The sequence below is a fragment of the Thermosulfurimonas sp. genome, from assembly GCF_015491435.1.
Classification (GTDB): Bacteria; Desulfobacterota; Thermodesulfobacteria; order Thermodesulfobacteriales; family Thermodesulfobacteriaceae; genus Thermosulfurimonas_A.
Genome location: NZ_WFVX01000046.1, coordinates 1 through 13870, shown reverse-complemented (window position 1 = coordinate 13870; position 13870 = coordinate 1). Strand labels below are relative to the sequence as shown.

Genomic DNA, 13870 nt, shown 5'->3' with positions numbered 1-13870 from the left:
TTCCTGGGCCGCGGTGAGGAGGGCGAATTTCTCCGCAGGGAACCTTTCCCTAAACCAGGGACAGAAGAAGTTCCGGCAGAGGAGGGGACGGGCGGGAAGGGAGCAGCCCTTTTCGGTAAGAAAGAAGCAGCCGGCAGGAAAGGCCCTCCTTTGCGGAAGCCGGGCCTCGAGAAAGAGGTTTATCAGAAGGAGTTCCCGGCTGACGTGAAGTTCCATGTCCCGGCCGCAACAGGTGGGCTCCCCCCGGGCCGCACATTCCGCACAGAGCCGGTAGGCCCCGGTTTCACGATAGAGCCTTTCGGTTTCCGCAAGGGCCTTCCGGAGCTCCGCAAGGAGGCGAGTCAAACGAGGGTCCTCGCAAAGCCGGGGACTTAGTTTCGGCCAGAGGGCAAGGGCTTCTTCCAGGGTGCGGAGGAAGAGGGTTTCGGAGGTCACGGGCAGGGCGGCGAGGCCTCGGGATTTATGCGAAAGATAACCAGTCCGGTAAGGAGCTTGGGGTAAAAGTAGGTGGACTTGTGGGGCATGACCTTTCCGCTGCGGGCCACCTCTTCCAGTACCTTTGCCGGGGTGGGAGGGAGCAGGAAGGCCAGAGCCCCTTTATCGGCTTCGTGACGCACCTCCTCCGGCCAGGGGGTATAGGTGAGGAGACCTTTCTCCTTGAGGTCCTTTTCCGTTTCTCCGAAGAGCCGGAGCACGATTCGGGCACACCAGGAGGCCGGGAGCCGGCTTTCCGGAAGCCCGCTTTCCCTTTGCCAGCGTTCCAGGACCTCCCGGTGCAGGCGCACCTTATAGGCGCGGCGCTGAAAGAAAAGGAGAAAGGCCCCTTCCTCGGAGGGAAGGGATTCGGTGAGGGAGGCTTCCTTCACCTCGCCCAATTCCGTGAGGATCTTCCGTAGCCGGGACTCCTCAGGGACCCGTCTCAGAATGCGATGGGTGGGCAGTACCAGAAGTCCCGGGTCCTCGAAGGGGCACAGGTACATCATCATGTAATGGAAACATCGGGGGCCTTCCGGACGCAGACGCGATTCCATCTCCTGGGCGTAGCGCAGAGCGGTGGTGTAGCGGTGGTGACCATCGGCGATATAGAAGGGCCTTTCCTGCCAGAAGGAGCAGAGGGCCCGGTGCACCTCGGGGTCCCGGAGGCGATAGAGTTCGTGGCGCTGTTCTCCTTGGGTCTGAATTTCCAGGATTTTTTCCTCCGGGCGCGCCTGAAGGGTGAAAAGTTCTGGATCGCGATAGAGAACAAAGATCTGGCTGAACTGAGCGGAGGTGGCCCGCAGGAGTTCCAGCCGGTCCTCCGTTACCCGCGGGAAGGTCTTCTCGTGGGGGAGGATTTTCCCTTCGGTAAAGGGACTCAACCGGACCAGGGCGATGAACCCCGTGCGGGTGTATTCTTTTCCGGCCACCGAGAAATGCAGACGATAGAGATAGATGCTGGGAAAGTCTTCCCGGATGAGAATCCCTTCTTCTATCCACCGTTGTAATGAACGGGCGGCCTGGCGATAGCGCTCCGGTCCTCCCCCCAGCTCAAGGTGAAAGATATTGTACGGATCGCGGCGCAGATACTCCTGGGCCTCTTCCGGAGTAACCACATCATAGGGTGGAGCCACCACCCGGGAGAGGTCCACCCGCTCGGGATGATACCGCCAGCCGTAAAAGGGTCTTACCTCGGGCATGGCCTTTCACCTAATATGAAACCCCTTTTTCGTCAACTTGCCTCGAGGGGTTTAGTGTTTATATGTTGAAATAGACCCGGTGACATCCTTAAGGGAGGGGAGGAATGCAGGTTTTACTGGCCATTCTGGTAGGTGTAGCCATTCTGGTCCTTTTGGTGCTGGGGGTGGTGCTCTGGAAGCTAAAGGAGGTGCTGGAGAGGGTGCAGGTTACGGTGGCACGCTCGGAGCAGACCCTGGCGGCCACGACCCAGACCCTGGAAAGGGTTAATCATCTGGCCGAAGAGGTGGCGGTGCTACCCGGGGCTATACGGGAGCTCCTGGATTCCTTCCGGGAAATAGCCCGGGATCTCTCCGAAGAGGTTAAGGCCCGGCTGGAGCGGCTGGATACCCTGCTGGAGGCCCTGGAAGGAAGGGTCTCCGGAGAAATCCCCCGGGTACTGGTGCAGACCGAACGCACCCTCTCCGAGGTGGAGGGGTTGATAGCCGGTCTGCGGGAGAAGCTTTCGGCCCTGGATGAACTGACCGAGGCGGTGCGAACCCTTTCCCGCTCTTTCCATGAGGTGAGCCGTACGGCCACCGTGGCTGTGGATACGCTAAATCGTGAGTTGCAGGACCTGGTGGTAGAGCTTTCGGCTGCCGTGGCCGGAGTGAGGGAGGGGATGAAGGTGGTTTCTAAATTAATACCTTTCCGAAAACGTAATCCTTAAAAGGAGGTGATCAAAAATGGCCGAACAGGGAATCTCTCTGGGTAAGGTAGCGGCGGCTTTTGTCCTGGGAGGGCTGGTAGGAGCTGGTCTGGCCCTGCTTTTTGCCCCGGCTAGTGGCGAGGAGGTAAGGGAACGGCTGCGTTCCAAGGGAGAGGAAACCAGGGAGAGACTGAGGGAGAAGACCGGGGAGCTCCGGATGAGGGCGGAGGAATTGCGGGAGCGGGCCGAGGAACTCAAGAGTCGAATCCTGTCCGGAGCCGAAGAGATCAAGGGCCGCGGAATAGAGACGCTGGAGGAGGCCAAACGGGTGCTGGAGGAGGCCATCGAGGCCGGTAAGGAGGCCATGCGTCGGGAGAAGGAAAAGCTGGCCCAGAAGCTGAAAAGGGAGGAAGCCGCGGGGGCGGCCTAGATCTTGCTCTCCCCCCACCCGAGTTTGTCCCTCAGGATGGTAAAATAGCTCCGGGTGGGGGAGGTGAGAAGTTTAAGCGGGCGCGGATGGCGCTGGATGGTTACCTTCCCCCCGGCCGGAAGTTCCCGGTTGATCCTTCCATCCACTACCAGATGCACCTCGGGGGAAGGGCTGATGAGCTGGATTTCCACCTGGGTTTCCGCCGGGAGGACCAGGGGCCGGGCGCTGAGCATGAAGGGGCAGATAGGGGTCAGGACCAGGGCCTGAGTGCGGGGATGGAGAATGGGGCCCCCGGCGGAAAGGTTATAAGCCGTGGACCCCGTGGGGGTGGCGGCGATGAGCCCGTCGCCGTAATAGGTGGTAAGATATTCCTCGCCGGCCCGTACGCGCAGGTGAATCATGTGCCCCAGAGGCCCCTTGAGGATGGCGGCCTCATTAAGGGCCAGGAATTCCTCCTCCTTTAGGTTCACCCGCAGCAGCATGCGTTCCTCCTGGGGCAGGTCTCCACGGAGAAGACGGGAAAGAGCCAGTTCGGCTTCTTCCAGCTGGATTTCGGTGAGAAAGCCCAGTTTGCCGTAATTTATCCCCAGGATGGGAAGATCCAGTTGATGGGCCACCGGGGCGGCCCGCAACAGGGTGCCGTCTCCCCCCACCACCAGAACAAAATCCGCCCCTTCCGCCCGGCGGGGAGATACGGTTTCAATACCCATTTTTTCCAGAAGCTCCATCAGAGGAGGTGGCAGGGAAAGTCCTTCCTTCAGATAGAGAATGGCCCTCATTGGTTGACATTTTAGAAGGTCTGGGCGAAAGGTAAAGTGTGAAGATCCCGGCCCTGGTGTCTCTTATTTTGATCCTGTGGGGAGGTCTGGCGCATGCGGCCTGGCGGATCGAGGCCCGAAAGCTGACCCTTTACCACCGGCGCCATATAGCCATTGCCGAGGGGCAGGTGGTTATCTCCGGCCGGGGGCTTACCATTTTTGCCCCCCGGGCCCGTTATGAAATGGAAACCAAGCGCCTGTGGCTCTGGGGGCCGGTAAAGATACTCACCCCGCACGGGGACTGGCTCAAGGGAAAATGGGCCTTTATGGATCTGCGTTCCGGCGAGGGAAAGATAGAAGGGGCTTATCTCTTCATCAAGAAGGACCGGGTTCAGGTGCGGGCCAGGAGGATGATCCGCCTGGGGGAGGATCGATACGAGGCCTACCAGGCGGTTATTTCCACCTGCGATCTGCGGTGCGAGGAGGCCCCTCCCTGGAGTTTTCACGCCCGGAAGGTGGAGATCCGGGAGGGAAGGGCCCGGGCCCACTGGGTCTCCTTCTGGGTTAAACGCTTCCCCCTGGCCCTGAGTCCCCTGGTGACCATGGCCATCAAGCGAAAGCGTAAAAGCGGTTTCCTGTTCCCGCGGCTGGTTACCGGCTCTCGCACCGGGGTGGGGGTGGAGGTCCCGCTTTTCCTGGCCCTGCACGATAGCTTCGATGCCACCCTCTCTCCCCTCTGGATGAGTCGGCGAGGGGTGCTATTTTCCGTGGAGGGACGCTGGAGGCTGTCCCGCGACGCGCAGGGGATAATTCGCTACCGCTATCTCCACGATCGCCTGGAGGACCACGATTATAACCACGATGGTATTGTGCGCGGCAACACCAGCCGTTACTGGATAACCGCCCGTGTGGATCAGAGGCTTTCTCCCCGCACCGATCTTCATCTGGATCTGGATCTCCTTTCGGATCGGGATTTTCTGGAGGAGTTCGAAGGGGGGCCCTTCGGATTTTCCGAGACCAATCGGGTCTATCTGAAGTGGTTCGGCCGGAGCCTGGAGGAAAGGAATCAGCGCTACCGCACCTCCAGGCTCTGGCTGGCCCATCGCCGGTTCAATACCTATGTGGAAGCAGGAGGAGCCTATCGCGACTGGGTGCTCCCCGGGGGGCAGGCCACGGTGCTCTCCCCCCTGGCCGATATATATCTCTTTTCCCTGACCCGTCCGCTCCGGGGGCCCTTTACCTTCAACCTGGGGGCCGAGGGAACTTACTGGTATCGGGAGGAAGGATCCAGGGGATGGCGATTTCACCTGGCCCCGGAGCTGGCCCTTAATCTGCCCCTGGGGCCTCTGGAAAATCGTCTGAGTTATCAGCTCCTTCACACCCGTTACGCCGTGGACTGGGACAACGGCACCACCCAGGATCTGACCCGAACCCTCTACCAGATCAAGGCCGAAAGCACCCTGGAGTTTTATCGGGTTTATCCCCTGCACCACGGAGATCTGGTGGGGCTGAGACACAGTCTGCGCCCCTACCTGCGTTATTTTTATCGTCCGCCTAAAAACCAGGAGGATCTGCCCCTCTGGGAGAGTGCCGACCGTCTTCCCCCGGCCCATTACCTGGAATACGGACTTCTCCAGTTCCTCACCGCTAAAAGCCGCCCCGGAGGGGGACCGCGTTACTGGGATCTCATGCGTTTTAACCTCTATCAACGTTACGATTTTCGACGGGAGGCCTCAGCCGGAGAAGAACGACACCCCTTTTCCAATCTCTTTTCCGAACTGGAAATCCGCTTTCCCTCCCGGCTCAGTTTGCGCTACGATCTGGTCTATAATTTCTACGGCCTGGGGCTTACCCGACAGGAATTGAACCTCTCCTGGTCACGTTTCCTCCTGGATCAGGTCAATGTGGGGTACCAGAGAGACAAACTCCGGAGGATAAAACAGCTCAATCTTTCCGGACGCAGACGTTTCGGGCATCATTTCATCCTCCACGGGGCCCTTTCCCGCAATCTCATCCGGCAGGAGACCTCCTCGGCCTCTCTGGGTTTGACCTATGAGGGCTCGTGTTTCAGCCTGGATTTCACCCTGGGGGTGACGCCAGAGGAGACCCGTTTTTCCTTCTGGGTAAACCTCTACGGGTTGGGGGGCTACGGAAGACAGTTCACCCGGGGGCCGTGAGGTTGACCACCATATCCGGGCGCAGTAGTCTTTCGGGCATGAGGATCGCCCTGGCCCAGATCAACCCCACGGTGGGTGATCTGGAAGGTAATCTGGAAAAGATCCTCGCTTACTGGGAAAGGGCCCGGGAGGTCTCGGCGGATCTGGTCTGTTTTCCCGAACTGGCCCTGTGTGGTTATCCCCCCCGGGATCTCCTCTATCGGCGGGAGTTCCTTGCCGCGCTGGAGGAAACCCTGCGGAAACTGGTCTCCCGGGTGGATCGGCCGGCCCTGGTGCTGGGGCTCCCGGAAAGGAACCAGGGTCCCGGACACCTCCTCTGGAATTCTCTGGTCTTTATCCGCGAACACCGGATCCTATACCGCTATCGTAAAGGTTTGATCCCTTATTACGACATCTACGAGGAACCCAGGTATTTTGAAGGGGGCAGCGAGCCCGGGCTCCTGGAGTTTTGTGGTCTGCGTCTGGGGTTCACCATCTGCGAGGACATATGGAACGAACCCGGTTTTGTCCCCAAACCCTATGCGCGGGACCCGGTAAGGGAACTTTCCGCCCGGCGTCCCCAGGTGACCATCAATCTTTCCGCCAGTCCCTTTCATCTGGGGAAGTTTTCCACCCGGCTGGATCTCCTGGCCCGCAAGATCAGGCTCCTGGGCACGCCTTTTTTTTATGTCAATCAGGTAGGGGCCCAGGATCACCTCATCTTTGACGGAGCCAGCATGGTCCTTTCCCCGGAGGGGCGTATCCTGGCGCAGGCCCGGGATTTCGAGGAGGACCTCATCTGGTACGATCTGACTACCGGAGAGGGCACCCTGCATCCCGTCTCCAGCCGCCGCTCCGAGGCCCTGCTCAAGGCCCTGGTCCTGGGGGTGAGGGATTTTTTCCGGAAGGTAGGGGCCCGCGGGGCCCTGATCGGGCTTTCCGGAGGGATAGATTCCTCGGTTACCGCAGCCATCGCTGTAAAGGCCCTTTCTCCGGAGCGGGTCATCGGGGTGCTGATGCCTTCCTCCTATAACCCTCCGGAAAGCGAGGAGGACGCCCTGCTCCTGGCCCGCAACCTGGGCATTCGGACCCTCAGGCTCCCCATTTCCGCCCCCCTGGCCGCCTTTCGGGGGGTCCTTTCCGAGGGGCTCGGAGGCAATATCTCCGGCCTGGTAGAGGAGAACCTTCAGGCCCGGATCCGTGGAGTCCTCCTTATGGCCCTTTCCAACCATTTTCCTGGATACCTGGTGCTCAATACCGGAAACAAGAGCGAAATCGCCGTGGGTTACTGCACCCTCTACGGGGATACCTGCGGAGCCCTTTCGGTTCTGGGGGACGTGACCAAGGATCTGGTCTATGAACTGGCGCTGGAGATCAATCGCGAACGACCGGTGATCCCGGACCGGGTCCTGCGCAAGCCCCCTTCGGCGGAGTTGCGACCGGATCAGAAAGACGAGGACGATCTTCCCCCTTATTACCTGGTGAACAACGTGGTGCGGGCCTATGTGGAACGGGGTCTTTCTCCGGAGGAGATTATAAGGCTGGGGATCCCGGAGAGGGTGGTCAGGGAGGTTCTCGGCAGGTTGCGCCGGGCGGAGTTCAAACGCTGGCAGTTACCTCCCACCCTGCGGGTAAGTCCCCAGGCTTTCGGTTACGGATGGCGCTATCCCATCGCCCACGGTTTCCCCTTGGAAAATCCGGAAAGGCTTTACCGACCCGGGGAACCGAAGAAAGAGACGCCGAGCGAGGGATGAAGGGCTATATCCAGGTCTATACCGGGGAAGGGAAGGGAAAGACCACCGCGGCCCTGGGGCTGGCCCTGCGGGCCCTGGGGGCCGGTCTTCGGGTGGCCCTGATCCAGTTCCTCAAGAAAGGGGAGTACAGCGAGATCCGGGCCCTGACCAATTTCGGTCCCTGGGTGGAGGTCTGGCAGTTTCATTCCGGGGGCTTCGTGCGCGGGGAACCGGATGAAGCCGTAAAAGAGGCGGTGGCCCAGGGATGGGACAAGGCCCGAAAGATCATCCTCTCCGGGGATTTCGAGGTAGTGATCCTGGACGAGATCAATCTGGTCCTGCACTTGGGGTTGATCCCTGTCTCCGAGGTGCTCGAGGTCCTTTCCTCCCGTCCGGAAGGGGTGGAGGTGGTGCTTACCGGGCGTTACGCCCCTCAGGCCCTGATCGAGGCCGCGGATCTGGTTACGGAGATGCGTAAGGTGAAACACTATTATGACCGGGGGGTGCCGGCCCGGAAGGGGATCGAGAAATAACTATCTGAGCACCTCTCGATAGGTAAGGGCCCGTTTCAGGGTTAGAGGGTCGGCATAACGTACCTCCATACCCAGGGCCAGACCACAGGCCAGACGGGTAACCCGCACCGGATAGTCCTTGAGTAACTCCAGGATATAAGCCGAGGTGGCCTCCCCGGCTGCGGTGGGGGAGAGGCCCAGCAGAACCTCGCGGATTCCGTTCTGTTTTATCCGGCTCAGGAGTTCCGGAAGGCGCAGTTCCTCCGGCCCCAGCCCGTCGCGGGGAGAAAGTAGCCCGTGGAGAACGTGATAACGCCCGCGGAAGACCCCGGCGGATTCGATCACCGCAAGTGCTGCCGGGTCTTCCACCACGCACAGTACCGTAGGGTCTCGCTGCGGGTCCTGGCACAGGGAACACAGGTCCTCTTCGGTGAAGTTCCCGCATTCCCGACACAACTTGATGCGGGGAAGTTCCCCCAGGGCCCGGGATAGTTCCTCGGCCCGTTCGGGATGTGAGATCAGGTAAAGGGCCAGCCGGGTGGCACTTTTTTCTCCCAGCCCGGGCAGAAGGGCGAGAGCCCGGATAGCCCGTTTTAGGGCTTCGGGAAATCCGGCTTCCATCCCTTACATGCCGAAAAGCCCCGGGATTTTGAGCCCACCCGTGATCTTGGCCATTTCCTCCTGGACCATTTCCTGCGAACGCCGCAGAGCTTCATTGACCGCCGCCACGATCAGATCCTCCAGCATCTCCCGATCTCCGGCCTCAAAGATCTCCGGGTCGATCTTTACCGAGACTACCTCCTGGCGTCCGTTGACCACCGCGGTGACCATTCCGCCCCCGGCACTGGCCGAAACGGTGCGCTCCGCCAGTGTTTCCTGTAGTTCGGCCATCTTCTTCTGAATCTTCTGGACCTGTTTCATGAGCTGTTGCATCTGCGGTGGAAGCATGGGTTCACTCCTCTGTTCGGGGTTTTACCCAGGCCACCTTACCTCCGAAAATGGCCAGGGTTTCTTTTACCTCGGGTCTTTCGAGAAGCCTTTCCTTGAGATTCTGATCCGGGCTCTCCTCCACCCGGATTTCCAGGATCTTCCCGGTACGGGTAAAAAAGTACCCGCTGAGCTCCTCCTGGAGATCCCGGTCCTCGAGCAGGGTCCCCCGGGGGACCTTCAGCACCAGATGTTCCCCCTCCTTTTCCGGAGGAGAGAGGGAGGCCAGCAGGGCCGCAAAACGGGGTTTTTCCTTACGGGCCTGGGCCAGAAATTCCTCCCAGGAGGTATCCGTTTCCGGCCTCGAGGGTTCCCTGGTCACGGTTTCCGCAGCCGGGGGGCTCTCCGGCGCCTTCTGATAGAGTTCCTCCAGTTTACGCAGGATCTCTCTCAGGGAGGCCAGTTTTCCGATTTCGCAGAGCCGGGCCAGATGGAGTTCGAAGCTTAAGTGGGGATAGGCACTGCGTTTCAGGGCCTCGGTGCCCCGGAGGAGATGCTGGAAAAGGAGGAGGGCCTCCTCGGGTTCCACCTCCATGGATAGTGCTCGCAGGGTGGCGATCTCAGCCGGAGAGAGTTCCTCCGCCGGTCCCTTTCGGCTCACCTTGAAGGCCAGGAGATGCCGGAAGAATTCGGTAAGGCTCTCGGAAAGATAGACCAGATCCACTCCCTGACGATAGGCCTCCTCGGAAAGGGCCAGCACCTCGGCCAGGTCCCGATTGATGATGGCCCGGGCCAGTTTTTCCACCAGTTCCCTTTCCGCCAGACCGAAGGCCTCAAGGAGCTCCTCCCGGGTACGAACTCCGTAAGCCAGGGCCTGGTCGAGCAGAGAAAGGGCATCCCGCAGGCTGCCTTCGGCCTCCCGGGCTATGATCAGCAGAGCATCTTCCTCTATCTGAGCCCCTTCCCGCCGGGCTATGTCCTGGAGATGTTCCACCAGCACCGCCGGGGGAATACGTCGAAAGTCGTAGCGCTGGCACCGGGAGAGGATGGTCACCGGTAGCCGGTGGGGTTCGGTGGTGGCCAGGATGAAATAGACATGCGGAGGGGGTTCCTCCAGGGACTTGAGCAGGGCGTTGGCCGCCTCGCGGGTGAGCATGTGGGCCTCGTCGATGATATAGATTTTGGCCCTCCCCCGGGCCGGAGCGAACTTGAGGTTCTCGCGTAATTCCCTTACCTCATCGATACCCCGGTTGGAGGCGGCATCGATTTCGATCACGTCCAGAGACCGACCCGCGGTGATTTCCTCACAGGACAGACACCGATTGCACGGTTCGGCCGGATCGTTTCCTTCACAATTCAGGGCCTTGGCCACGATCCGGGCCACGGTGGTCTTTCCGATTCCTCTTATTCCGCAGAAGAGAAGGGCATGGGCCAGACGCCCCTGGCGCAGGGCGTTCTGAAGGGTGCGCACCACGTGAGGCTGCCCCACCACCTCGGCGAAACGCTGGGGCCGATATTTCCGTGCCAGGACCAGATAGGCCATTTCTTAGAGAACTATAGCGCCTTTCGGTCCGGATAAAAAGGGGCCGGAGCTTATGCTCCGGCTCGGGGGGTATCTTTACCACCCCGGGGAGGATAGCCGGAAGCAGACCGAGGAAAAGAGGGTAAAATGGTCGGGTAATGGGAAAGGCCCTGGCCTTTGTGGGAACTATGTCCTCGGTGGGCAAGAGCCTGCTTGCGGCTCTGGCCTGTCGGTATTTTTCCCGCCAGGGGTTCCGGGTCTGGCCCTTTAAGGCCCAGAACATGAGTCTTAACGCCCTGGCCACCGAGGAAGGGGAGATGGCCTGGGCCCAGGCCTATCAGGCCCTGGCCGCCGGTCGCCGGCCCTCGGTGCGCATGAATCCCCTGCTGCTCAAGCCCCTGGCCGAACGTCGGGCCGAAATCATCTTCCTGGGGCGCCCGGAAGGGGTCCTTCCCGCCGGAGAATTCCGGGCGTTTCGCCGGCGCTACCGGGAGCGCGTTTTCGCGGTGTTCGAGGAGGTGCTTGCCGCCAACGATCTGGTCATCGTGGAGGGAGCGGGCGGGCTGGCGGAATTGAATCTCCTGGATGGAGACCTTGCCAACTACGAGCTTCTGCGCACCTTCCGGGTTCCTTATGTCCTGATCGGGGACATCGATCGGGGAGGCATCTTCCCTCAGATCTGGGGGACCTACGCCCTCCTTCCCGAGCTCCGTGAACAATCGCTGGGTTTTGTGGTGAACAAGTTCCGGGGAGATCCCGGGCTTTTTGAGGAGGGAATGGAGCTTCTCGCCCGGCGCACCGGCAAACCGGCTCTGGGTCTCCTTCCCTATCTTCCGGACCATTTCCTGGAGGAGGACAGCGCTTCCCTGCCCCTTTCCGCCGGGTTCAGGAAAAGGGAAGCCCTCCGCATAGCGGTTCTGGCCTATCCCTATCTTTCCAACTTCCTGGATTTCGATCCCCTGCGCCAGGAAGAGGGGGTGGAGGTGGTGTTTACCCGGGACCCCCGGACCCTCGCCGAGGCCCATCTGGTGATCCTCCCGGGGTCCCGCAATGTGGGCGAAAGCCTGAGATGGATAAGGGAACAGGGGCTTGAGGATCTCCTGCGGGAAAAGGCCCGCCGGGGTTTCCTGTTCGGTCTCTGCGGAGGGTTTCAGATCCTGGGAGAGACTCTGGAGGACCCCGAAGGCCTGGAATTCGGGGGTCGGCTGGAGGGGCTGGGGATCCTTCCCCATCGGACCCTGTTCCGCCGGCCCAAACGGGCCGGAAGGCTGGAAGACCGCCCGGGGTTTCCCTTCTGGTCCGAACCCCTGTCCGGGTTTGAGATCCGCTACGGAAGGAGTTTCCTCGGTCAGAGGGAGATCGTGAGCCTGGCCTCGGAACGGGTGTTCGGCACCTACCTCCACGGGATCTTTTTCCAGGATCGTTTCCGGCATTCCTTCCTGGCCTATCTGCGTGAGGCCCTGGGTCTGCCCGCCGTCCCTCCTCTCTCCTATCAGAAAAGGGTGGAAGGACTTCTGGACCGGGTCCTGGCCCGACCGGAATGGGCGGCCTTTTTCCGCCGCCTGGAGGATCTCTGGCCGGGCTAGAGGCGCTGCAGAAAATACACCCGGGTCTTTCCGGAGGGATTCTGCGGAAGGGAGGGGGGAAGCTCAAGAAGCTCGCGGGTGGAAAGAGGATAGAGCCATTCCGTAACCTCCAGCCCGGGGCCAAGGGGGCGGGAACCCATCTTCTGGGGGGCCAGATCGGCCCATTCCTCCAGCAGGGCCGGTTGATCCACGATCAGGGTTTCCGGCAGCTCCGGGAGCACCGGCAGGAGTTTCTTCCAGGCCCTCAATCTTTCCGTAAGGGCCGGTAGTTCCCAGTGGGGCTCCTGGACTTCGGTGACCCAGCGGGGAAAGCGCACCTCGATGGTGTCCCCCACGATCATGCGGGAAAGGAAACGGCTTCGTTCCTCCAGGCGCTGAAGTTCCTCGTCCAGACCTTCCAGTTTGTGGTCCAGTCTTTCCGCCAGGGCCAGGATTATCCGGGCGGAAAGCACCGGGTCGTCTTCCTGCTGGTCTTCTCCCCGGAGGGCGCGTTTGATTTCCGAAACGCTCTCCTCCAGCGGCTCCGGAGTCCCTTTAAAGAGGGCTACGTTTTCCGGGTAACGCATAAGGAGCCCCCATTCTTCGTAGCCCCGGATGAGATCCAGGAAGGTCTTGAGTCGATCACCCAGAGGGGGAGGAGTGAGAAAACGGACCCGTCCCTCCCGGTTCAGTTCCCGGGCTATTCCCTCCGGGGGATATTCAGCCGGACGTAAGAGGACCAGTTTTTCCACGGCCTGAAGAACGGCTTCGGCCAGGTCCCTTCGAAGATAGGTCTGGGGATAGAGCAGGGCCTCCACGCCTGAAAGCATAGCTTTTTCCTGGTTCCGGTCAAGCCCCGGATGGAAGTCCCGGGTGGTGAAAAAGGGTTACCCGGAGATACTTTCGGTAATAAACTCTAAAACATGGGTTCTCACTTTTTGCTGGATCTTCTTCTGGTCCTGAGCGGGGCCTGGGCTTTGGGGTATCTGGCTCAATGGCTGGGGCTTCCGGTAATGCTGGGGGAATTGCTGGCCGGTTTTCTTCTGGGGCCCACGGTTCTGGGCTGGATTCATCCCTCCGAGGCCCTCCATCTTCTGGCTGAACTGGGGATCTTCTTTGCTATGTTTTACGCCGGCCTGGAGATGGACCCCCGGGAGCTTGTGGAACACCTTAGGCCCTCGGTGGCGGTGGCTCTGGGGGGTTTCTTCCTGCCCTTTGTGCTGGGGGCCGGGGTGATCTATCTCCTGGGCGGGACCGTTTATCAGAGTCTGTTTGTGGGCATGGGCACCTCCATCACCGCTATCGCTGTCCAGGCGGTAATCCTTCAGAGCCTGCGTATCCATCGCACCCGGCTCGGCCACATCATCATAGGAGCCGCCCTGGTGGATGATGTTCTGGCCCTGATCACCCTCTCCTTTCTGATCGGACTGGTGCGTCGGGGGCAGCCGGATCTCCCCGGTCTGGCCATTCTCGCCCTCAAGGTCCTCCTTTTCTTCGGGCTTACCGTTCTTATAGGCGAGTTTCTGGTCCCCGGGGTGGCCGGAAGGATTACCGATGAGGGGGCCAAGGCCCTTACCTTTGCCCTGCTGGTGGCCCTGATTATGGCCTATCTGGCCGAAAAGGCCGGGCTCCATCAGGTCATCGGAGCCTTTCTGGCCGGTCAGTTCGTACGGCGGGAGATTATGCGTCCCGAGGTCTATGAGAATATATCCCGCTATTTTTACGGCTTGAGTTACGGTTTCCTGCTGCCGGTCTTTTTCGTCACCCTGGCCTTTCAGCTACACTGGAGTATGGAGCCTCGTTTCTGGCTTCTGGTCGGACTCATCACTGTGGTGGCGGTGATAGGAAAATTCGCTGGGGCCGGACTGGGATTGAGGATCTTCGGCTTCGGGTTCTGGGAATGTC

The 13870-nt window shown here is 60.5% G+C and carries 13 protein-coding genes and 1 pseudogene; 7 read left to right on the top strand and 7 right to left on the bottom strand.

Annotated features, from left to right (window positions below):
- Positions 1-435: pseudogene (locus F8J34_RS02035) on the bottom strand (hypothetical protein); the annotation flags it as partial.
- Entirely contained in the window at positions 432-1676 is a 1245-nt protein-coding gene (locus F8J34_RS02030) for a DUF1015 domain-containing protein (RefSeq protein WP_297056044.1), read from the bottom strand. The gene F8J34_RS02030 and the pseudogene F8J34_RS02035, both read right to left, overlap by 4 nt.
- A 104-nt stretch (positions 1677-1780) precedes the next feature.
- Between F8J34_RS02030 and F8J34_RS02025 the strand changes: the two genes are divergently transcribed.
- Together F8J34_RS02025 and F8J34_RS02020 are read left to right on the top strand one after the other, a co-directional pair.
- Positions 1781-2383 carry a hypothetical protein gene (locus F8J34_RS02025; protein ID WP_297056042.1) on the top strand — a complete coding sequence of 201 codons (603 nt, stop codon included), beginning with the start codon at positions 1781-1783 and terminating at the stop codon, positions 2381-2383.
- A gap of 16 nt (positions 2384-2399) precedes the next feature.
- On the top strand, positions 2400-2792 hold the full coding sequence (locus F8J34_RS02020) for a YtxH domain-containing protein (protein WP_297056040.1): 393 nt from the start codon (positions 2400-2402) through the stop codon (positions 2790-2792).
- On the opposite strand, the gene F8J34_RS02015 is transcribed toward F8J34_RS02020, so the two are convergent.
- Positions 2789-3571, bottom strand: coding sequence for an NAD(+)/NADH kinase (locus tag F8J34_RS02015; RefSeq protein ID WP_297056038.1), 783 nt, complete (start codon positions 3569-3571; stop codon positions 2789-2791). The two genes, F8J34_RS02020 and F8J34_RS02015, sit on opposite strands and share 4 nt — an antisense overlap.
- A 38-nt stretch (positions 3572-3609) precedes the next feature.
- Here F8J34_RS02015 and lptD point away from each other — a divergent pair, with 38 nt between their 5' ends.
- Genes lptD through cobO form a run of 3 tightly spaced genes read left to right on the top strand, consistent with a single transcriptional unit; the run spans position 3610 to position 7972 of the window.
- Positions 3610-5727 carry an LPS assembly protein LptD gene (gene lptD / locus F8J34_RS02010; RefSeq protein ID WP_297056036.1) on the top strand — a complete coding sequence of 706 codons (2118 nt, stop codon included), beginning with the start codon at positions 3610-3612 and terminating at the stop codon, positions 5725-5727.
- Between the two features lie 2 nt (positions 5728-5729).
- The gene (locus F8J34_RS02005) at positions 5730-7460 is read left to right on the top strand and encodes an NAD+ synthase (RefSeq protein ID WP_297056035.1); all 1731 of its coding nucleotides are present in this window, start codon (positions 5730-5732) and stop codon (positions 7458-7460) included.
- Positions 7457-7972: a cob(I)yrinic acid a,c-diamide adenosyltransferase gene (gene cobO, locus F8J34_RS02000; RefSeq protein WP_297056033.1), complete on the top strand. Its 516-nt coding sequence runs from the start codon at positions 7457-7459 to the stop codon at positions 7970-7972. The genes F8J34_RS02005 and cobO overlap by 4 nt, the downstream gene beginning before the upstream one ends.
- Here cobO and recR read toward each other — a convergent pair whose 3' ends face one another.
- From recR to dnaX, 3 genes are read right to left on the bottom strand one after another with little or no spacing between them, the layout of a single operon-like run.
- Complete coding sequence (recR, locus tag F8J34_RS01995) at positions 7973-8572, bottom strand: recombination mediator RecR (protein ID WP_297056031.1); 600 nt, start codon at positions 8570-8572, stop codon at positions 7973-7975.
- Positions 8573-8575: 3 nt separating this feature from the next.
- Positions 8576-8899 carry a YbaB/EbfC family nucleoid-associated protein gene (locus F8J34_RS01990; protein ID WP_297056029.1) on the bottom strand — a complete coding sequence of 108 codons (324 nt, stop codon included), beginning with the start codon at positions 8897-8899 and terminating at the stop codon, positions 8576-8578.
- 4 nt (positions 8900-8903) lie between these two features.
- On the bottom strand, positions 8904-10421 hold the full coding sequence (gene dnaX / locus F8J34_RS01985) for a DNA polymerase III subunit gamma/tau (RefSeq protein WP_297056027.1): 1518 nt from the start codon (positions 10419-10421) through the stop codon (positions 8904-8906).
- Between the two features lie 137 nt (positions 10422-10558).
- On the opposite strand from dnaX, the gene F8J34_RS01980 reads away from it, so the two are divergent.
- Entirely contained in the window at positions 10559-11986 is a 1428-nt protein-coding gene (locus F8J34_RS01980; protein ID WP_297056025.1) for a cobyric acid synthase, read from the top strand.
- Here the strand turns inward: F8J34_RS01980 and F8J34_RS01975 are convergent.
- A complete protein-coding gene (locus F8J34_RS01975; protein WP_297056024.1) occupies positions 11983-12795 on the bottom strand; it encodes a hypothetical protein in 813 nt (270 codons plus the stop codon). The two genes, F8J34_RS01980 and F8J34_RS01975, sit on opposite strands and share 4 nt — an antisense overlap.
- 93 nt (positions 12796-12888) lie before the next feature.
- Between F8J34_RS01975 and F8J34_RS01970 the strand changes: the two genes are divergently transcribed.
- A partial coding sequence (locus tag F8J34_RS01970) for a cation:proton antiporter (protein WP_297056021.1) occupies positions 12889-13870 on the top strand: 982 nt, incomplete at its 3' end.

Excerpts from the sequence above, each read along its gene's own strand:
- recR (WP_297056031.1), bottom strand. The coding sequence starts at position 8,572 with ATGGAAGCCGGATTTCCCGAAGCCCTAAAACGGGCTATCCGGGCTCTC.
- F8J34_RS02015 (WP_297056038.1), bottom strand. The coding sequence starts at position 3,571 with ATGAGGGCCATTCTCTATCTGAAGGAAGGACTTTCCCTGCCACCTCCT.
- F8J34_RS02025 (WP_297056042.1), top strand. The coding sequence starts at position 1,781 with ATGCAGGTTTTACTGGCCATTCTGGTAGGTGTAGCCATTCTGGTCCTT.
- dnaX (WP_297056027.1), bottom strand. The coding sequence starts at position 10,421 with ATGGCCTATCTGGTCCTGGCACGGAAATATCGGCCCCAGCGTTTCGCC.
- F8J34_RS02030 (WP_297056044.1), bottom strand. The coding sequence starts at position 1,676 with ATGCCCGAGGTAAGACCCTTTTACGGCTGGCGGTATCATCCCGAGCGG.
- F8J34_RS02020 (WP_297056040.1), top strand. The coding sequence starts at position 2,400 with ATGGCCGAACAGGGAATCTCTCTGGGTAAGGTAGCGGCGGCTTTTGTC.
- F8J34_RS01980 (WP_297056025.1), top strand. The coding sequence starts at position 10,559 with ATGGGAAAGGCCCTGGCCTTTGTGGGAACTATGTCCTCGGTGGGCAAG.
- F8J34_RS01990 (WP_297056029.1), bottom strand. The coding sequence starts at position 8,899 with ATGCTTCCACCGCAGATGCAACAGCTCATGAAACAGGTCCAGAAGATT.
- F8J34_RS01975 (WP_297056024.1), bottom strand. The coding sequence starts at position 12,795 with ATGCTTTCAGGCGTGGAGGCCCTGCTCTATCCCCAGACCTATCTTCGA.
- cobO (WP_297056033.1), top strand. The coding sequence starts at position 7,457 with ATGAAGGGCTATATCCAGGTCTATACCGGGGAAGGGAAGGGAAAGACC.